At 62.4% G+C, this 18,816-nt stretch carries 13 protein-coding genes; 8 read left to right on the top strand and 5 right to left on the bottom strand.

What is annotated here, in order from left to right:
• The first annotated feature begins 3 nt into the window (after positions 1–3).
• Positions 4–492, top strand: coding sequence for a hypothetical protein (locus ACH6CX_RS10085; protein ID WP_233005966.1), 489 nt, complete (start codon positions 4–6; stop codon positions 490–492).
• 156 nt (positions 493–648) lie between these two features.
• Here the strand turns inward: ACH6CX_RS10085 and gcvP are convergent, their stop codons facing one another.
• Positions 649–3,540 carry an aminomethyl-transferring glycine dehydrogenase gene (gene gcvP, locus ACH6CX_RS10080; RefSeq protein WP_233005965.1) on the bottom strand — a complete coding sequence of 964 codons (2,892 nt, stop codon included), beginning with the start codon at positions 3,538–3,540 and terminating at the stop codon, positions 649–651.
• A gap of 570 nt (positions 3,541–4,110) precedes the next feature.
• On the opposite strand from gcvP, the gene ACH6CX_RS10075 reads away from it, so the two are divergent.
• Positions 4,111–5,832: a GGDEF domain-containing protein gene (locus ACH6CX_RS10075; RefSeq protein WP_233005964.1), complete on the top strand. Its 1,722-nt coding sequence runs from the start codon at positions 4,111–4,113 to the stop codon at positions 5,830–5,832.
• A 243-nt stretch (positions 5,833–6,075) separates the two neighbouring features.
• Positions 6,076–6,363, top strand: a complete 288-nt coding sequence (locus tag ACH6CX_RS10070) for a hypothetical protein (protein WP_233005963.1) — start codon at positions 6,076–6,078, stop codon at positions 6,361–6,363.
• 85 nt (positions 6,364–6,448) lie between these two features.
• On the opposite strand, the gene ACH6CX_RS10065 is transcribed toward ACH6CX_RS10070, so the two are convergent.
• Together ACH6CX_RS10065 and argS are read right to left on the bottom strand one after the other, a co-directional pair.
• Complete coding sequence (locus tag ACH6CX_RS10065) at positions 6,449–7,351, bottom strand: dTDP-4-dehydrorhamnose reductase family protein (RefSeq protein ID WP_396675371.1); 903 nt, start codon at positions 7,349–7,351, stop codon at positions 6,449–6,451.
• Positions 7,352–7,437: 86 nt separating this feature from the next.
• A complete protein-coding gene (argS, locus tag ACH6CX_RS10060) occupies positions 7,438–9,174 on the bottom strand; it encodes an arginine--tRNA ligase (protein ID WP_233005961.1) in 1,737 nt (578 codons plus the stop codon).
• 183 nt (positions 9,175–9,357) lie between these two features.
• Here argS and sbcB point away from each other — a divergent pair, with 183 nt between their 5' ends.
• The 5 genes from sbcB (at position 9,358) to ACH6CX_RS10035 (ending at position 15,120) form a co-directional block, all read left to right on the top strand.
• Positions 9,358–10,785, top strand: a complete 1,428-nt coding sequence (sbcB, locus tag ACH6CX_RS10055; RefSeq protein WP_233005960.1) for an exodeoxyribonuclease I — start codon at positions 9,358–9,360, stop codon at positions 10,783–10,785.
• Between the two features lie 143 nt (positions 10,786–10,928).
• Positions 10,929–11,945: an aspartate carbamoyltransferase gene (locus tag ACH6CX_RS10050; protein ID WP_233005959.1), complete on the top strand. Its 1,017-nt coding sequence runs from the start codon at positions 10,929–10,931 to the stop codon at positions 11,943–11,945.
• A 208-nt stretch (positions 11,946–12,153) separates the two neighbouring features.
• A complete protein-coding gene (locus ACH6CX_RS10045; protein WP_233005958.1) occupies positions 12,154–13,608 on the top strand; it encodes a nodulation protein NfeD in 1,455 nt (484 codons plus the stop codon).
• Between the two features lie 31 nt (positions 13,609–13,639).
• Positions 13,640–14,413: a slipin family protein gene (locus ACH6CX_RS10040; RefSeq protein ID WP_233005957.1), complete on the top strand. Its 774-nt coding sequence runs from the start codon at positions 13,640–13,642 to the stop codon at positions 14,411–14,413.
• Between the two features lie 77 nt (positions 14,414–14,490).
• A complete protein-coding gene (locus tag ACH6CX_RS10035) occupies positions 14,491–15,120 on the top strand; it encodes a MarC family protein (RefSeq protein WP_237063978.1) in 630 nt (209 codons plus the stop codon).
• A 29-nt stretch (positions 15,121–15,149) separates the two neighbouring features.
• Here ACH6CX_RS10035 and pgi read toward each other — a convergent pair whose 3' ends face one another.
• Positions 15,150–16,787, bottom strand: a complete 1,638-nt coding sequence (gene pgi / locus ACH6CX_RS10030; RefSeq protein WP_396675370.1) for a glucose-6-phosphate isomerase — start codon at positions 16,785–16,787, stop codon at positions 15,150–15,152.
• 956 nt (positions 16,788–17,743) lie between these two features.
• The gene (locus ACH6CX_RS10025; protein ID WP_233005954.1) at positions 17,744–18,796 is read right to left on the bottom strand and encodes a DUF3549 family protein; all 1,053 of its coding nucleotides are present in this window, start codon (positions 18,794–18,796) and stop codon (positions 17,744–17,746) included.
• Between the last annotated feature and the right edge of the window lie 20 nt (positions 18,797–18,816).

Raw genomic sequence — 18,816 nt, 5'->3', positions numbered from 1 at the left:
AAAGTGACTGAAGCTGTCGCAAAAAGCGGTTTTTCCCTGAATGGGGCCTATCCTGCAGAAGTCAGCGGCCATCGCTACACCGAGGGTAATATGGGGTTATACCTGGTGGATAGCGCGATGACCCGGGTTGACTGGGATGGTCCGCGACAGGGGGAGGTTGAGTTCTCCATTACGGACTTCGAGCTGAAAAGCACGGACTGCGAGCGTCGCTACCTGTTCCGCTTCAAGGAGAGTGGCGAGCTGGCACTGAACGAGCTGACGGCAGGGAAAAGCGCGAGGGAAGGCTTGCGATGGGAACAGGAATCCCCCGCGTCGATCGCTGTTTATGATGGCCATGATAAATACCTGTTCCGCTACCTCCGTTACCAGCGGGAGAGGACCAGCGGGAACAGGGAAGCCCGGGACTATTTTGTAGAGCTGGAGCCGGAAGGGTTTTATCCACTGCCGTATGCCTGCAGTTTTCGTGCAAAGCTGGGTGCACTGGTTTATTAGCGCTAGCGAGAGCCTTGAGAATTACTTCAGGGGCAGCGCGGGAAATGAAACCGGACCCGGGTCGTGTGCCCTGGTGATTCACGGGTGACGATACCGCAAAAAAAATGGCGAGCTGTTTGGCTCGCCATTTTTATTGTTCCCCTTATTTGCGCGGGGTCAGTCCATGTAGCTCTCTACCGGCGGGCAGGAGCAGATCAGGTTGCGGTCACCGTAGACATTGTCGATGCGGTTGGAAGCCGGCCACACCTTGTGTTCCTTCAGCCACGCTGCCGGGCGCCCCGCTACATCGCGGGAATAGCCGTGGGCCCACTCGTCGACCATCACGTCCTCGAGAGTGTGGGGGGCATTGTGCAGCGGGTTGTCCTCTGCGCTGTACTTGCCATTGGCTACATCTTCCACTTCCTGGCGAATGGTGGCCATGGCGGTGACAAAGCGATCCAGCTCCTCGCGGGACTCACTTTCCGTGGGCTCGATCATCAGGGTGCCGGCCACCGGGAAAGACATGGTGGGCGCGTGGAAACCGAAATCCATCAGGCGCTTGGCGATATCTTCCTCGGAGATGCCTGCCGATTCCTTGAGCGGCCGCAGGTCCACCAGGCATTCGTGGGCAATAAAGCCATTGGTGCCGGTATACAGCAGGGAATAGTGCTCGCTCAGGCGCTTGGCCACATAGTTGGCATTGAGGATCGCCACCTCGGTAGCACGCTTCATGCCGGTCTTGCCCATCATGCGGATATACATCCAGCTGATCGGCAGGATGCTGGCAGAGCCCCAGGGTGCCGCGGAAATGGTGCCATTGGCCGTATCGGTCTCCGGTACCTCGCTGACCGGGTGGCCCGCCAGGTAGGGCTTCAGGTGTTCGCCGACGGCAATCGGGCCCATGCCGGGACCGCCACCACCGTGGGGGATACAGAAGGTCTTGTGCAGGTTCAGGTGCGAGACATCACCACCGAACTTGCCCGGTGCGGCGACACCAATCAGTGCGTTCATGTTGGCGCCGTCGATATACACCTGGCCGCCGGCATTGTGGATCAGCTCGCAGACATCGCGGATGCCTTCCTCGAACACGCCGTGAGTGGACGGGTAGGTGACCATCAGCGCGGCGATGCGATCGCCGTGTTCTTCCACCTTGGCCCTGAGGTCATCCATGTCCACGTTGCCCTTGTTGTCGCAGGCAACTACCACCACCTTCATGCTCACCATCATGGCGGAAGCCGGGTTGGTGCCATGGGCAGAGGCGGGAATCAGGCATATATCGCGCTGGGTCTCGCCCCTGGCCTCGAAATACTTCTTGATCGCTACCAGGCCGGCATATTCACCCTGGGAGCCGGCATTGGGCTGCAGGCTGACGGCGTCGTAGCCAGTACAGGCGGCCAGCATCTGCTGCAGCTGGCGGAACATCTCGGCATAGCCCTGGGCCTGGTCAGCGGGGGCAAACGGGTGCAGCTTGCCGAATTCCGGCCAGGTCACCGGAATCATCTCCGCAGTGGCGTTCAGCTTCATGGTGCAGGAGCCGAGCGGGATCATGGAGTGATTCAGTGCGATGTCCTTGGACTCCAGCATCTTCAGGTAACGCAGCATCTCCGTTTCGGAGTGGTAGGTATTGAAGACCGGGTGGGTCAGGAACTCGCTTTCGCGAACCAGGGCCGCGGGGACGCCCAGGGGGCCCTTGGCGGCGATCTCACTGTCGAGCTCGTGCAGGTCCAGGCCGTGCTCGCCACCGGTGAAGGCCTGCAGGATGTCGGACACATCAGCGAGGCTGGCGGTCTCGTGCAGGCTGACACCCAGCGCGTCCTCACCCACCTTGCGCAGGTTGATCTCCGCATCCAGGGCGCGCTGGTAAATGGCATCGCGCTGGTCACCGGCAGTGATGGTCAGGGTGTCGAACCAGCTGTCGTGTGCCAGGTCGAAACCCTGCTTTTTCAGTCCGGCGGCGAGGATGTCGGCCAGGCGCTGGATGCGCGTGGCGATGGTCTTCAGGCCCTCGGGGCCATGGTAGACAGCGTAGAAGGCGCTCATCACCGCCAGCAGTACCTGGGAGGTACAGATATTGGAGTTCGCTTTCTCGCGGCGGATATGCTGCTCGCGGGTCTGCATGGCCATGCGCAGGGCGCGTTTGCCCTTGCTGTCCACGGAAACGCCGATGATCCGGCCGGGGGCGGAGCGCTTGTAGGCCTCGCGGAAGGCGAAGAAGCCTGCGTGCGGGCCACCGTAGCCCATGGGAATGCCGAACCGCTGGTTGCAGCCAACCACTACATCGGCGCCCATTTCACCGGGTGCTTTCAGCGCCACCAGGCTCATCAGGTCGGCGGCCACGGTTACCAGGCCATTGGCCTCGTGCACCTTGTCGATGATGCCGGTCAGGTCGCGCACCACGCCGGTGGAGCCAGGGTATTGCAGCAGCGCGCCGAACAGCTCGGCCGGCAGGTCCTGCTCCGGGTTGCCTACCACAATCTCAAAGCCGAAGTGCTCTGCGCGGGTCTTCACCACCGCGATCGTCTGCGGGTGGCAGTCCCCGTCCACGAAGAAGATGTTGGACTTGTTGCGCTTGGCCTGGCGCTTGCACATCGCCATGGCCTCGGCGGCGGCGGTGCCCTCGTCGAGCATGGAGGCGTTGGCCAGCTCCATCCCGGTGAGGTCCATGATCATCTGCTGGAAGTTCAGCAGGCCCTCAAGCCGGCCCTGGGCAATCTCCGGCTGGTAGGGGGTGTAGGCGGTGTACCAGCCCGGATTCTCCAGCACATTGCGCAGGATGACATTGGGTGTAATCGTGTCGTGGTAGCCCATACCGATAAAAGTGCGGTAAATTTTATTCCGCTGGGCCAGCTGGCGAAGCTCACCGAGAGCCTCTTCCTCATTAACCGCGTCGTCCAGGGCCAGTTCGTCCTGTTTGCGAATGGAGGCGGGGACGGTTTTCTCGATCAGTTCATCTAGGCTGGCCACGCCGAGCGTTTCCAGCATCTCTTTGATCTGCGCCTCGTCGGGTCCGATATGGCGGTGAATGAAGGCGTCGTGTTGTTCCAACTGCAGCAGAGATGGCTGGGTCATAAACGTCGTTTCCTGTATCGCAGGGATAGGTCGCTGGAATTGCGCCCGCCGGCGGGGTCTGGCACCGGTTAAAAAAATAGCAGAGCGGCCCGGGCGCCATTTGCGTACCGGGGTTGCCGGCACGGACGCGGGATCGCTGCGCGGCGGGATGGCCGCGGTGCCACGGGGAGTGGCAGCCTGCTGCTCGGGGCGCTTGTGGGCCTCGTGAGCCGCGCGCATCTTAGCAATCGCCGGGCTGCCGGGCAATCGGCGGATCTGCAGCGCTGGAAAAGCTATTTTGCGCTGATTTTTGTGATTTAAATCCAGAAACGACCGAGTTGGCGCTATTTTAAACTGCTATGGGCCGCCTCGCGGGAATCACGGCAGGGTGGCTTGATCATACTTGGTATACCCGGAGGGAGCCGGCTCCTGCCCCGGGGCAGGTTGCCCACCGGTGCGATTTGGGTAATGGGCAAGGGCATCCCCGGGCTGAAAGACCACAACAGAGAATAAATGACCGGTTAGGGAATGGCCGGTGGGAGCCGCGGGGCTCCGTATCCAATCAGGGCAGAGGCGGGAGTTGCGAGGGATATGCAATTACACAGTCTGCGGTTCAGGGTCGGCATATTTTCCCTGGCACTGGTCATCGCCATGTGCCTGTTCTTTATTTGGCTGGATCACCGCAGCCTGCACTCCCTGCTGGAAAAGAACCGCGAGGGTCGTTACCTCACCTACCAGTACCAGATTTCCGGCCTGCTGAAACAGTCGCGCGAAGACCTGAACCAGCTCACCGACCTGTTTGTGCTGTGGCGCGGTGGGCTGGCACCCAATTCCGATATCCTCCACAAACTGTTTGACCAGCAGTGGGAGCATCTGCGCGACAGCTGGGGGCTGGAGTCCCTCAAGCTATACAGCCCGGGCCAGAGACCGCCGAGGGTATGGGGCGCGACCACCCGGCGCCTGACGCCGGAACAGGTCCGGGATGTGATCGTCAGCGGCGAAACACGGGAGTCGGTCTATTGTGCCGAGTCCTGTGTACAGAGCCTGGTAATGGGTATTACCGCCGGCGACCTGTCAGAGGAATATGTCCTGCAGGTGGACCGCTCCCTCGCCGATGAGCTGCTGGCATTCCGCCAGATCACCGGCTCCGATATCGGCATCCTGTCGGCGACCGGTGACGAAGGGGACAAGGTGGTCGATGCCTACCTGGATGGCTGGAGCCGGTCTGTTATCGCCCTGACTTCGCACGAGCGGATGATGCCGCTGTTGCGGGAGGTGGCAGCGCAGGGGGCGCAGGTGCCGGAACTGCGGTTCTCGGGCAGTTATGACTTTGGTCCGGCCAGTTACGATGTCCGCACCTTCCCGTTGCAGGACGGCAACCCCGGTGGGGCCCGCTTTGTCATCATTGACGATGTAACCACACAGGTGCGCCATATCGAGGACTCACTCAAGCTGCTGTTCTGGTTTGCGGCACTGGGTTCGGCCACGTTTATCGCCGCACTGGTGGGAATGTTATGGAGCCCGATTTTCCGGCTGCGTCGCCTGGCCGAAGCGCTGCCGCTGCTCAGTGATGGCAATTTCGACCGCGCGCGGCAACTGATTCGCCCGGTGCGCAAACCCCGGACCCACTTCGATGAGATAGACGTACTGGACTATACCGGCCTGGCGGTCTGCGACCAGCTGGAGGTGATGAAGGAAATCGTTGCGCAGAATACCGCCGAGCTGGAGCATATCGCCATGCACGACACGCTTACCGGCCTCGCCAACCGCCATGCACTGGTCGACAAGCTCGAGCAATACCTGCACAGCGAGTCCCACCTGCAGAACACGGGGTATGTCTTTTTTATCGACCTGGATGATTTCAAGCGTGTCAACGATTCCCTGGGGCACCAGCGTGGCGACGACCTCCTGCGGGTGCTGGCCCAGCGACTGGTAAGCGTGGTGCGCCAGGGCGATACGGTGGCCCGACTCGGCGGTGATGAGTTCTGCGTGTTTGTGCCCTCTGCCGGCGGCGATGATGCCTGCCGTGTGCTGGCGGAGAAGCTGCTTGGTGTGGTGGCACAACCGGTGAAAATTGGCGACCAGGTGCTGCGGGTGACTCTCAGTATCGGCATTGTTGCCATTCCGGAACATGGGCACACGCTCGAGGCGATCCTGCAGCGGGCCGATGTGGCCATGTATCACGCAAAGTATCGCGGCAAGAACAATTACCAGATCTATTCCGACCGCTTATCCTGTATCGAACACCTTTCCACTGGTCGGCGCCGGGGGCAGGTACCTACGGCCATAGCCGGCAACGATGATAAATCCTGAGGCCTGTGCCTCTCGCCGGGCATCGCCGGTAACTGCCTGAACCTGGGCGCCGCTTTATCCGGGCGCGCTTTTTACTGCCAGTTGGCGCCACTCCCCTCCAGCGCCTGTCGCGCCATATTCTCCTGTCGTCTATGTTTTAAGTTAACGGAAAGTGAATTCCTGCCCCCGCAGGGATTCCACAAGCATAAAGACGACTCCCTGCCAGTGAACGGTGGGAAGAAGAATATCGACGGAACGTAAGCCATGGCCTGCAGGATCTACTTCGCCAGCGACCAGCTGCTGGTGAGCCACCTCTACACCCTCCTGGAGAAATCGGGAATCCGGGCGCTCACCCAGCAGGCGGCGGTGGATGTGCCGCAGGAGGAATCGGGTCCCGTAGCCTGGTACTCGGAACTGTGGATTATGCAGGATGGCCAGTTGGCCAACGCCCAGGAAGTATTGCGCAAGGTGCTCGACGGTGAGACTGTCGCGCCCGCTGTACCAGTGGCGCGGCACCGTGCAGCCGATTCGCGGCCAGTTACCGGCGCCTGAGATTACGGAAAACTGTCCCGGATGCCCGGGGTACCCCTGCCAGTTCCCACGATCCCCCCTCCAGTAAATCAGCCTCCCGCCGGGCTTACCCTGATTCCACAGGCTCTTCGTGCAGCGGTCGCAGCACGCTCGCCAGTTGCTGTGGCAGTGGGGGACCGCCGCGAATTCCCAGCGCCAGCAGGCGCGCCTTGTCCAGCTGGCAGTTCTGGGGCCGCGGCTCGACGAAGTGCGGGGCACTATCGGCGCTGATATGGCGGCAGTCCAGTTGCAGCAGGTCCGCAATCATCATCGCAAGCTCAAAACGGGTACAGGCGGTATCACCACTCCAGTGGTAGATACCCGACAGGATCTCGCCCCCGGCCTTTAGCCTCAGGCACTGCTCCAGGACGCTGGCAACTTCCTCCACACTGGTGGGGTAGCGGATGGCCCAGTGATCCAGTGCCATGGGTTCCCGTGTGCGGATAGTGTCCAGCAGTGCCGTCACGCCCGATTCCCGGGGTTCCTCCACCGGCCCGAACAGCAGTGGCAGGCGCAGCACCCAGTGCCCGTGGCAGGCGAGTACCGCCTCCTCGCCGGCGCGCTTGCTGCGGCCATAGAAGTTGATCGGGGCGGGACGGGCGTCGGCGCTGTAGGGTGGGGCAGTGCCATCAAACACATAGTCGGTGGAGATATATACCAGCTGTGCGCCCAGCTCCTCGCAGGCGCCTGCCAGCAGGGCGGTGGCATCCACGTTCAGGGCCCAGGCCGCGTCGGGCTGGTTCGCGCAGCGGTCGGGCCAGCGCTCCGCGGCGCAGTGGATCACCACATCCGGCTGCAGCTGTTCCAGGGCATTGCGGATTTGCCCGGGCTCACTGAGATCCAGTGGCAGCAGCCCGGGCCCGGAGCGCGAGTGGCAGGTGCCAGTCACCTGCCAGTCCGGGTTGGCGGCCAGTTGCCGGAATACGCTGCGACCCAGCAGGCCGGTTGCGCCGGTCACAAGGATGTTCATTATTTCAGTCCTGTCGAGAGGAAACCGGGAGCCCGCATCCGCTGCGGGCTGGACAGGCGGGGCGGCAGGCCCCGCCCGGAAGGGGATCACATCTTTTCCAGGACCTCGATACCCAGCAGGTCGAGGCCGCAGGCGATCGTGCGGGCAACCAGGTTGCACAGCTGCAGGCGACTGTTGCGCTGGGCTTCCGGCACGCCTTCCCTGAGTACCGGGCAGGCCTCGTAAAAAGCCATGTAGGCGCTGGCCAGGTCGTAGAGGTAGCTGCACAGTACGTGCGGGAAGGTATCCCGGGCCACCTGGTCCAGCACCTCGCCGAACTGGCTCAGCTTGACCGCCAGTGCCCGCTCCTCCGGCGTTTCCAGCAGGATGTCACCGGTGAGGGATTGCGGCTCGACCCCGGCACGGCGGAAGATGCTGCGCACACGGGTGTAGGCATACTGGAGGTAGGGGGCAGTATTGCCCTCGAAGGCCAGCATGGCGTCCCAGTTGAAGACGTAGTCGTTGGTGCGGGTCTTGCTCAGGTCGGCGTACTTGACCGCGCCGATACCCACGGTCCGGCCGATCTCGGCGCACTCCTGCGGGCCCAGGTCCGGGTTCTTCTCCGCCACCAGTTTCTCTGCGCGTTCCACTGCCTCGTCCAGCAGTGCCGCCAGTTTCACGGTGCCACCGGTCCGGGTTTTGAAGGGCTTGCCGTCATCGCCCATCATGGTGCCGAAGGCGCAGTGCTCCAGGGTGACCGATTCGTCGACAAACCCGGCCTTGCGCGCTGCGGTGAAAGCCTGCTGCAGGTGCAGGGACTGGCGTGCGTCCACTACGTACAGGATCCGGTCGGCACCGAGCTTGCCTGCGCGGTAGCGGATCGCGGCCAGGTCAGTGGTGGAGTAGAGGTAACCACCGCCCTTTTTCTGGATGATCATCGGGCTGGGATTGCCCTCCTTGTCCGCCATCTCCTGCAGGAATACGACCACTGCGCCCTGGTCCCTGACAGCGATTCCGCTATCCAGCAGTTCCTCGACCAGTACCGGCAAGTCCTCGTTGTACTGGCTCTCGCCGTAGACATCGCTGCGCTTCAGCGTCACGTTCAGCTTGTCGTAGATTTCCTCGCTGTGACTGATGGAGATGTCGATAAACTGTTGCCACAGCTTCAGGCAATCGGCGTCGCCGCCCTGCAGGCGCACCACATACTCCCGCGCGCGGTCGTCGAAACCCTCCTCCTCGTCGAAGCGCACCTTGGCCTCGCGGTAGAAGGTTTCCAGGTCCGCCAGTGCTACCTCGGCATCGTTGTTTTCCAGCTTGTCGGCCAGGTGTGCCAGCAGCATACCGAACTGGGTGCCCCAGTCGCCCATATGGTTCTGGCGGATGACCCGGTGGCCCTGGAATTCCAGCAGGCGAGCCAGGGCGTCGCCAATGATGGTGGAGCGCAGGTGCCCCACGTGCATCTCCTTGGCCAGGTTGGGGTGGGAGTAGTCGATCACCACTGTTTGCGGGTTCTCTACCTCCGCGATATTCAGTCGCGGATCGCGGCCTGCCACTGCCACCTGGTCAGCCAGCCACTGCTCGCTCAGGTGCAGGTTGATAAAGCCGGGGCCGGCCACCTCGGCGCTGGCAATCATATCGCCGCGGTCCAGCTGCTCGACGATCTGGCTGGCCAGCTCGCGGGGATTGGTGCCCATGCGCTTGGCGGCGGCCATGGCGCCATTGGCCTGGTAGTCGCCGAAGCCGGCTTTCTTGGCCTGCGCCACCACCGGGCCGCATTCGGCGGGGATGCCGGCGGCCAGCATGGCGGCCTGGACTTTGTCGGAAAGGAGCTGGCGAATATTCATAGGGTGATTGGACTTCTGCTGTGTAATGTAGGGAAACGCGCGATTTTAATGGGCGGGGCCGGCTTTGCAACTGAACCCCGCTCCCGGCCGGGCAGCGCTGCTGTAATGGTAGCGGTTCCGGGCATGGTGCCGGGGGGACTGCGGCTGATGATATGATGCCGGCAGACCGAGAGGGGGGAACAGGTGAGCAAAAACACACTCTACTGGCACGACTATGAAACCTGGGGCACCGACCCGGGCGCGGACAAGCCATCCCAGTTTGCGGGTATCCGCACGGACGAGGAACTGAATATCGTCGGCGAGCCGCTGATGCTCTATTGCCGACCTGCCAGCGACTGCCTGCCGCAGCCCATGGCCAGCCTGGTCACCGGGATCAGCCCGCAGCGGGCGCTTGCAGAGGGTGTGCCGGAGATCGACTTTATCCGCCGGATCCTGGCCGAGCTGGGCGCCCCGGGCACCTGTGGGGTGGGCTATAACAGCCTGCGCTTCGATGACGAGGTGACCCGCCACACCCTCTACCGCAACCTGCTGGACCCCTATGAGCGCGAGTGGCGTAGCGGCAACAGTCGCTGGGACATCATCGACATGGTGCGGCTCGCCTACGCCCTGCGGCCGGAAGGTATCGAGTGGCCGCGGCGCGAAGATGGCGCGCCCTCCTTTCGCCTGGAGGAACTGACCGCCGCCAACGGGATTGCCCACGAGGGCGCCCACGATGCCCTGTCGGATGTGCGCGCCACCATTGACATGGCGCGCCTGGTGCGCGAGCGCCAGCCCCGGCTGTACGATTACGTCTTCCGCCTGCGTCGCAAGCAGGAGGCGGCAAAGCTGGTTGACCTGCGGGCGCGCAAGCCACTGTTGCATGTATCCGGCAAGGTCCCTGCCAGCCAGGGACACATCACCTATGTACTGCCGCTGGCGAGCCACCCGGTCAATCGCAATGCCATTATCGTCGCCAACCTGGCCATGGACCCGGGGCCGATCCTGGAACTGGATGCGGACGCCCTCCGCGAGCGCCTGTATACGGGCCGGGACAACCTGGGCGAGGGGGAATTGCCGGCGGGCCTCAAGCTGGTACACCTGAACCGCTGCCCGGTGCTGGCACCCGCCAATATGCTCGACGACCGTCGCGCCGCAGAGCTGGGCCTGGACAAGGCTGCCTGCGAGAGGCACTGGCAGCAGTTGCGGGATACGGAGCTGACCGACAAGCTCCACCGGGTATACCTGGACAGTGAATTTCCGCCCCGCGATGTGGAGGCCAGCCTGTACGATGGCTTCCTGGACGACGGTGACCGCGACCTCTGCCGGGAGCTCCACCGTGCGCTCGGGGAGCGCGGGCCGGAGGCATTGGCCGGCGAGGTGCCGTTCGCCGACCGACGCCTGCCGGAGCTGCTGTTCCGGTTGCGGGCCCGGAACTTCCCGGACACCCTGTCAGCTGACGAGCAGCAGCGCTGGGAGGAGTGGCGCTACCGCCGCCTGACCGACCCGGCCGCAGGTGCCAGCATCACCCTGGAGCCGTATTTCGAGGAGGTTGCCGCGCTGCGCCAGCAGTACCCGGAGCGCGCCGGGCTGCTCGACCAGCTGGAGGCCTGGGGTGATGGCCTGCTTACCTGAGGGCTGATACCCGGGGTGCCCGCCGGGCGGGCCCTGTAAAAGACCGCCGCCGGCAGCCCGCGGCTATGCTCCGGGGCGCCGCGCCGCTAGAATACGGCCCCGGTAAAGACTCGCGCCCACAAGGCGCAGCAAGTGGAGTAACAATGGACTTTATCGGAGCCAACATTCTCTCTGTCAGCCAGTTCGAGCGCGCGGATATCGACCGTGTTTTCTCAGTGGCTGACAGCATGGGTCCCTACGCACGGCGGGAAAAAGTCACCCGTGTGCTGGAAGGGGCTATTCTCGGCAATATGTTCCTGGAGCCAAGCACCCGCACCCGCCTCAGTTTTGGCGCGGCTTTCAATCTGCTGGGTGGCATGGTGCGGGAGACGGTGGGAATTACCGCCAGTGCCATGGCCAAGGGCGAGTCCCTGTATGACACCGCACGGGTATTGTCCGGCTACAGCGACATCATTTGCATGCGCCACCCGCAGGCCGGGTCGGTGGCCGAGTTTGCTGCCGCCAGCCGGGTGCCGGTGGTCAATGGCGGGGACGGTGCCAACGAGCATCCCACCCAGGCGCTGCTCGACCTGTATACCATCCGCAAGGAGCTGGCGGGCAAGGGGCGTACCCTCGACGATGTTCGTATTGCCATGATTGGCGACCTGAAGCATGGCCGCACGGTGCACTCCCTGTGCAAACTGTTGTGCCTGTTCGACAAGGTGCAGCTGACGTTTATCTCCCCGCCGGAACTGGCGATGCCGGAGGCGGTGGTGGAGCAGCTGCGGGCCGCCGGCCACCAGGTGACGGTCACTGACCAATTGGAGGAGTCGATCGGGCACGTCGATATCGTCTACTCCACCCGCATCCAGGAGGAGCGCTTTGCCTCCCAGGAAGAGGCCAACCTTTATCGCGGTCGCTTCCGCCTGAACCGGGAAATTTTTACCCGCCACTGTGAGCCCAACACCGTGATCATGCACCCGCTGCCGCGGGACTCCCGTGCGGAAGCCAATGAGCTGGATACGGATCTCAACGAACACCCCAGCCTGGCAATTTTCCGCCAGACCGACAATGGCCTGCTGGTGCGCATGGCCCTGTTTGCCATGCTGCTGGGTGTTGAGGGGGATGTGGACAAGTACTCCCGCCCGGTGCGCTGGCACAGCCGCCGCAGCCCCATCTGACCGCCTTAAGCCGGTGGGCATGGGGCCCGCCGGTTGCCCTTCCCGTATAGCCACACTCCCCCGCTGCCCCTCTCCAAAATGCTGCCGTCACGTCCCCTTGTTCCCGCTGGTTCCAGGCGGAAAGGCGGGGCTGCACCGACGCACGACGGCGGGCCGATATTTCTGTTAACCTGCAGGTATAACAACTCTCGCATCCAGGATTGATGCCATGCTGAAGCGGTTCACAGGAGGTTTGCGCAGCCTGCCCCTGCGGTCGGTGTTGCTGTTGTTACTTTCGCTGTTCGCCCCCCTGGTGGCGGCACAGGAGGAAGTGGGAGAGATCGTGGAGGGGCCCCATGTTGCCCGCTTCACCATCGAGGGCGCCATCGGCCCCGCCACGACAGATTACCTCATCAGGGCCATGGAGGAAGCACAGGAAAACGGTGCCCAGCTGTTCCTGATCCGCATGGACACCCCCGGCGGCCTCGACGCCGCCACCCGGGATATCATCAAGCATATCCTGGCTTCGCCAATCCCCGTCGCGACCTATGTGCACCCCTCCGGCGCGCGCGCCGCCAGTGCCGGCACCTATATCCTCTACGCCAGCCATATCGCCGCCATGACCCCTGCCACCACCCTGGGAGCGGCGACACCGGTACAGATGGGCGGCGCCCCGGGGCAGCCGCAACCCGGCCAGCAACCCGGTGGAGGGGGCGACCAGCCCGCTGGTGATACTGGGGAAACGGAAAAAAAGGATGGCGACAGGGAAGAAGGGGCGGGGACGGCGCCAGAACCTGGCAGCGCCATGGAGCGCAAGGTGATCAACGATTCGGTGGCCTATATCCGTGGTCTCGCCAACCGGCATGGCCGCAATGCGGACTGGGCCGAGAAGGCAGTGCGCGATGCCGCCACGCTGACCGCCGGTGAGGCCCTCGAGCAGAATGTGGTGGATATTGTGGCCACCGATACCGATGACCTGTTGCAGCAGCTGGGCGGGCGCAAGGTGAAGCTGGAATCCGGCGAGGTCACCATCGATGAGAAGATCGAGGATGTCCGCGTGCAGGAGTATGAGCCCGACTGGCGCAACAAGCTGCTCGCCCTGATTACCAATCCGCAGGTGGCCTATATCCTGCTGTTGGTGGGAATCTACGGCCTGATTTTCGAGGGCTATAACCCGGGCGCGCTGGTGCCCGGCATTGTCGGGGTCATCTGCCTGCTGCTGGCCTTCTATGCACTGCAGGTGTTGCCGATCAATTACGCCGGCCTGGCACTGATTATCCTCGGCGCATTGCTGATTGTGGCAGAGGTGTTTATGCCCAGTTTCGGCGCCCTGGGTATCGGTGGCGTCATCGCGCTGGTAATCGGCTCGGTGATGCTGATCGATACGGATGTCCCTGGTATGCAGGTTTCGCGCAAGCTGATCGGTGCGATCGCCGGGGTGAGCGGCCTGATGCTGCTGGGGTTATTGATGGCTGTCGGGCGCAGCCTGCGCAGACCCCGGGTCGCCAGCGACCAGGCGCTGGTGGGGCGCACCGCCACGGTGGACAGGGTAGAGGATGACGAAATCCTGGTACACGTGGGTGGCGAGATCTGGACTGCGCACAGCGATGACCCGGTGTCGCCGGGCCAGCAGGTAATCATTACTGAACAGCATGGCCTGCGGCTGCGGGTCCGGCCGGAATAAGATAACAACGCGATAGAGACAGGAGTCCGAAATGGTCAGTTATTTTATGGGGTTGTTGATTGCCGCGGTGGCACTCATCCTGATGTATGCCATCCGCATCCTGCGCGAGTACGAGCGCGCGGTGGTGTTTTTCCTGGGCCGTTTCCAGTCGGTCAAGGGGCCGGGCCTGATCATCATCATCCCGGTGATCCAGACCATGGAGCGGGTAGACCTGCGCACGGTGGTAATGGATGTACCCACGCAGGATGTGATCAGCCGTGACAACGTGTCCGTGAAGGTCAATGCAGTTGTGTATTACCGGGTGATTGACCCGCAGTCCGCGATCATCAATGTGGAGAACTACCACGAGGCTGTGAGCCAGCTGTCGCAGACCACCCTGCGCTCTGTGCTGGGTAAGCACGAGCTGGACGAGATGCTGTCCGAGCGGGACAAGCTCAATGTGGATATCCAGAAGATTCTCGACGAGCAGACCGATGCCTGGGGTGTCAAGGTAACCAATGTCGAGATCAAGCATATAGACCTGGATGAGAGCATGATCCGCGCCATCGCCCGGCAGGCAGAGGCAGAGCGCTCCCGTCGCGCCAAGGTCATCCATGCCGAGGGTGAAGCCCAGGCAGCGATGAAGCTCACCGAGGCAGCCGACCAGCTGTCGCGTAACTCAAACGCCATCACCCTGCGTTACATGCAGACGCTGATTGATATTGCCGGCGAGCAGAATTCCACCATCGTTTTCCCGCTGCCCATGGACCTGATCCAGCCGTTGATGAAAAACATGATGGCCGGGCAGCAGAAAGCTGAGTCATAACCGGGCCGCGCCGACAGCAGCGACCAACCCCGGCGCTGCTGTGAGCCGGCAGGATCAAGGGAAGTGGCGGAGGTAACATGGTTGAGCTGGATTTTTTACAGTTCAGTAATGCTTTCTTGCTGCTGCTGGTATTGCTGAACCCCTTCGTTCTCAGTGTCTACCTGCTCGACCTGATCCGCGGGCTGGACCTGAGGATGTTCTCCAGCCTGCTGATGCGGGCATTCCTGATCAGCCTGTCGGTATTCCTGGCGTTTGCCTGGTTTGGCGAGAAGATATTTGACAGTGTGCTGCAGGTCCGCTTTCTCGCCTTTATGATTTTTGGCGGCATTATTTTCCTGATTGTGGGAATCCGGTTGACCCTGGGGATGGGGAGCCCGATGCAGAGTATCAACCTGCATTCGCATGAAGTCGCCGGCGCCATTGCCATGCCGTTTATTGTCGGTCCCGGTACCATCAGCGCCGCTGTGCTGGCGGGTAGCCGGCTGGGTGCAGTGGGAGGGGCTTTATCGATTACCCTGGCGATGGCGGTAGCACTGGCGTCCCTGATCCTGCTGAAAATGCTTTACGACTGGGTACAGACGCGCCACGAGCGTTACGTGCGCAAGTATATCGAGGTGGCGGGCAGGGCGACTGCCCTGTTCACCGGTTCATTTGGTGTGGACATGATCCTCAAGGGGATCGAGCGATGGTGGGAGTGGATGGCCTGAGCCCACCATCGCGGCGAGGCACTGTGGGGTTAGCCGGGGATTTCCTGGAACAGCAGCTCCAGCAGTTTTTTGCTGGACCCGTCCCAGCCCTCGGTCGAGCCGCCACCGGCTGCCTCGTGCACCGCATTGCCGAGTAACTTGCCGAGTTCCACTCCCCACTGGTCGAACGGGTTGATCCCCAGCAGGCAGCCGCCGACGAAGACTTTGTGTTCGTAGAGTGCCAGCAGGGCGCCCAGGTGATAGGGGTCCAGCTTTTCCACCACCAGGGTATTGCTGGGGCGATTGCCGGGAACCACCTTGTGCGGGGCCAGCGCATGTGCCTCGCGGTGGGTGTAACCCTGGTCTTCCAGTTCCCGCCGGGCCTCGTGCAGGCTTTTGCCCTGCAGCAGTGCCTGGCTCTGGCTGATGCAGCAGGAAAGCAGCCAGCGATGCTGTTCCACCAGGCCGGATGTCGGTTCCCGGATGGCGATAAAGTCTGCCGGGATTAAATCGGTACCCTGGTGCAGCAGCTGGTGGAAAGAATGCTGCCCATTACTGCCTTCGGTTCCCCAGATGACGCTGCCGCTGGGGTAGTGCAGGGGCTGGCCGTCCCGGTCAACCCCTTTGCCCAGGCTCTCCATGTCCAGTTGCTGCAGCCACGCGGGAAACTTGGCCATGCGCTGGGCATAGGGCAGTACCACCTGGCTGCCAGCGCCCCAGCATTGCCGGTACCAGAAATGAATCAGGGCCATCAGTACCGGCAGGTTCTCCGCCAGCGGCGCCGTCGCAAAATGGCGATCCATGGCGTGTGCGCCAGACAGGAGGGCCTCGTAGGTTTCGTAGCCACAGGCCAGCGCGATGGGAAGCCCGATGGCCGACCAGAGTGAGTAGCGGCCCCCCACCCAGCTCCACATGGGGAAGATGTTTTCCGCAGCGATGCCGAAGTCCTGGGCGGCCACGATGTTGCTGCTTACCGCAACGAAGTGCCTGGCAAGCTGTGCCTCATCGCATCCGGCGTCCAGCATCCACTGGCGTGCGGCCAGGGCATTCTCGCGCGTCTCCAGGGTCGAGAAGGATTTTGAGGCAACGATAAACAGGGTATTGGCGGGCGGCAGGCCAGCGAGTGTATCGCTCAGGTCCGCCCCGTCGATATTGGCTACAAAATGTGTCTTGAGTCCTTCCTTCTGCCACGGACGCAGGGCCTCGACTACCATGCGTGGACCCAGGTCAGAGCCGCCGATGCCGATATTCACCACATGGCGGATCGGTTCGCCGGTAAAGCCACGCCAGTCGCCACTGTGTACCCGGCGGGTAAAGTCGCGCATTTGCGCACGGCAATCGGCCACCGCCTGCTCGTGCTCATTGGTCGGTTCCCCCTGGAAACGCAGCGCTGTATGCAATGCGGGGCGGTGCTCGGTGTTGTTGATGTTTGCGCCGGAGAATAATGCCCCGATCTGCTCCTTCAGTCCGCACAGGTCGGCGTAATCCAGCAGATGCCCGAGGGTCTGGTCCTGCAGGTGATTCTTGCTGTAATCGAGGTAAATTCCGGCGGCGCTGCTGCTGTATCGCGCGGCGCGATTGGCGTTGGTTTCAAATAGCTCCCGCAGTGACCATCTCTGTTCGCGCTGGTGTGATTGCAGCTGGGCGATGGCGGCGGAGCGGCTTGCCGTTGCGGTTTCGGCTGTCATGTTATCCCCGGATTACTGGCTTGTATTTTATTGCTGTTGGAGGTGTTCCGGCGCAATGGGAGTGGCGCTGCCCAGTCGACAACCTGGAGAGGCGACGGGTGCTGCGACGGAGTTTTTCGCGTCAATGCTAGCGCTAAATGGGAATTACAGCCAGTGCCGGGTGGTGGCTGCCGCGGTCAGTCGAAGATCGGGGAGGGGCAGGCAGTTGTACCTGAAAAGCAAACGGTTGTACCGGAAAAGCAAATGCCGCTTCGAAAAGCGGCATTGCTATGTTTGCCGAAAAGTGGATTTACTTGACCACTTTCATGCAGCGAACATTGTCGGAAGCCATCCAACAATCGGCATCCGCCGGGCAAGCCATTGAAAGCGGGATTTGCTCAGAGCCCGGAGGGCAGGATGCCGGTGGCGCAGGTGCCGCACAGCAGCCCGCCAAAACCAGTGCACTGATAATTCCCATTAGGTACTTGGCTGGAGTGAAATTCATCCCCTTACTCCTTTCCGTTGATGTCAGCCATTAGCATAGCCAATAAAACGTCACCTGTTTGGTCTGCTTTGTAAAATGATGTTCTACAAAGAGCCGCCCTTTGGAGTGTAATAGGCGGGCGGGAAAAATAGCTGCCAGCCGTTAACTCAGGATAAACCAGGCGCCAGTTTGGCGCTTTAAAATACCTATATTTAAAGTCTTTCCTGCCATTTGGTGGCGTAAGCTGTTGCGGGGCGCATCGACTTATTTTTTGAAACTTGAAAAAAACTTTTTCCCAGTGGGTCTCGACAAAATTTTCCGCGCCAATTGCCCGGTGGCACTCCCTGTTTCAGGGCGTAAAGTGTGGCCGATACTGGGGGTATGCCGCCGATCCGGATTTCTCCCGATCACCGGCCTATTTTAGTCGTGCGCATCGCCGCATTGTGGAAGGTGGGGTGAGAGCGGGAGGAGGAGGGCGCACCGGGGTGCGCAATCAGTGTGTCGGTTGCGGCCCGTGGAGAAACACGCCGAATGCGCGTGCCAGGGCTTCCGGCCGTTCCGGCGAACGCAGGGCATCCAGCAGTGCTGTGCGGGTTGCCGGGAGGAACATCAGGTCGGCCAGCAGCAGGTTGAAGGTTTCCTGTTTCTGGCTCTCGGCCAGCGCCGTGAGCCAGAGCGCGGCCAGGGCCGGTTCCTGGAGGTCCTCCGGGCAGCGGCTGCCCATAGCGGCGAGGGTTTCCCCCGCCCGGGCCCTGTCGCTGTGCAGCAGCCGCTGCAGGAATTCGTGCCGCAGGCCCCGGGCCGGGGAGAAGGAAATGCCGCGCACCGCCGCAGCAAGGATGGCGGCTTCCGGTTGTTGTTGCTGCAGCTCGGCGTCTGCCCGGCGGATAATGGCAGCGGCCAGGCGGTGGTCGATCGCCTCACTTTCCAGGCACTGGCAGAGGCTGACGAATACCGGCGCAGCGATTTGTGGCAAAGCCTCGTCTATGAGCTGCCGGTGCTCTTCCCAGCGCGCGCTGACATCGGCGATCCCCTGCAGGCCCAGGTGACCCCAGGTGCCGGAATCCGGCGCACGGAGGTAGGCCAGGACGTTTTCGTAATGGGCACTGGGGGCACGCCGTAGCAGTCGGGCTGCGTGGGCGTGAAAAGTTGCCTGGCGCTCGGGCGGGGGGGAATACACCAGGCCGCTCTCGCTGAGCGCGCTGCCGAGCTGCTCGCCGGCGTCGCTGCCATCTCCGGCGACGAGCTTGCGGTTCAGGAGCGCAAGGAAGTTGTCCCGCGCCGCAAACTGTAGTTTGCCCTGCTCATCGAGAGGCAGGCGCAGGAACCAGACGGCGGGCTCGCCACCTTCCTCCGGCCACAGCAGTAGCCCGACCCAGGCCTCGCGCAGGTAGGGGTGTGGCCAGGGCGCATCGCCGGCCTCGAATGCATCGGCAGCGCTGCGGGGCACCGAGCGGACGCGCCGGCCAAGGTCGAACCAGCGCAATTTGAAGCGGGCCTGGCTGATCAGGTCACTCAGCGTGCCAGGATTACTGTTGTCGGTCATGCCGGGTTGGTCTCGCGCGA

It is taken from the genome of Microbulbifer sp. JSM ZJ756, assembly GCF_044383805.1.
Taxonomy (GTDB): Bacteria; Pseudomonadota; Gammaproteobacteria; order Pseudomonadales; family Cellvibrionaceae; genus Microbulbifer; species Microbulbifer zhoushanensis.
The sequence above is the reverse complement of the archived record's forward strand: the minus strand, read 5'-3'. Positions and strand labels throughout refer to the sequence as shown.

What these genes read in the sequence shown, in the direction of transcription:
- gcvP (WP_233005965.1), bottom strand. Translation starts at nt 3,540, where the DNA reads ATGACCCAGCCATCTCTGCTGCAGTTGGAACAACACGACGCCTTCATT.
- ACH6CX_RS10075 (WP_233005964.1), top strand. Translation starts at nt 4,111, where the DNA reads ATGCAATTACACAGTCTGCGGTTCAGGGTCGGCATATTTTCCCTGGCA.
- ACH6CX_RS10070 (WP_233005963.1), top strand. Translation starts at nt 6,076, where the DNA reads ATGGCCTGCAGGATCTACTTCGCCAGCGACCAGCTGCTGGTGAGCCAC.
- ACH6CX_RS10065 (WP_396675371.1), bottom strand. Translation starts at nt 7,351, where the DNA reads ATGAACATCCTTGTGACCGGCGCAACCGGCCTGCTGGGTCGCAGCGTA.
- argS (WP_233005961.1), bottom strand. Translation starts at nt 9,174, where the DNA reads ATGAATATTCGCCAGCTCCTTTCCGACAAAGTCCAGGCCGCCATGCTG.
- ACH6CX_RS10050 (WP_233005959.1), top strand. Translation starts at nt 10,929, where the DNA reads ATGGACTTTATCGGAGCCAACATTCTCTCTGTCAGCCAGTTCGAGCGC.
- ACH6CX_RS10045 (WP_233005958.1), top strand. Translation starts at nt 12,154, where the DNA reads ATGCTGAAGCGGTTCACAGGAGGTTTGCGCAGCCTGCCCCTGCGGTCG.
- ACH6CX_RS10040 (WP_233005957.1), top strand. Translation starts at nt 13,640, where the DNA reads ATGGTCAGTTATTTTATGGGGTTGTTGATTGCCGCGGTGGCACTCATC.
- ACH6CX_RS10035 (WP_237063978.1), top strand. Translation starts at nt 14,491, where the DNA reads ATGGTTGAGCTGGATTTTTTACAGTTCAGTAATGCTTTCTTGCTGCTG.
- pgi (WP_396675370.1), bottom strand. Translation starts at nt 16,787, where the DNA reads ATGACAGCCGAAACCGCAACGGCAAGCCGCTCCGCCGCCATCGCCCAG.
- ACH6CX_RS10025 (WP_233005954.1), bottom strand. Translation starts at nt 18,796, where the DNA reads ATGACCGACAACAGTAATCCTGGCACGCTGAGTGACCTGATCAGCCAG.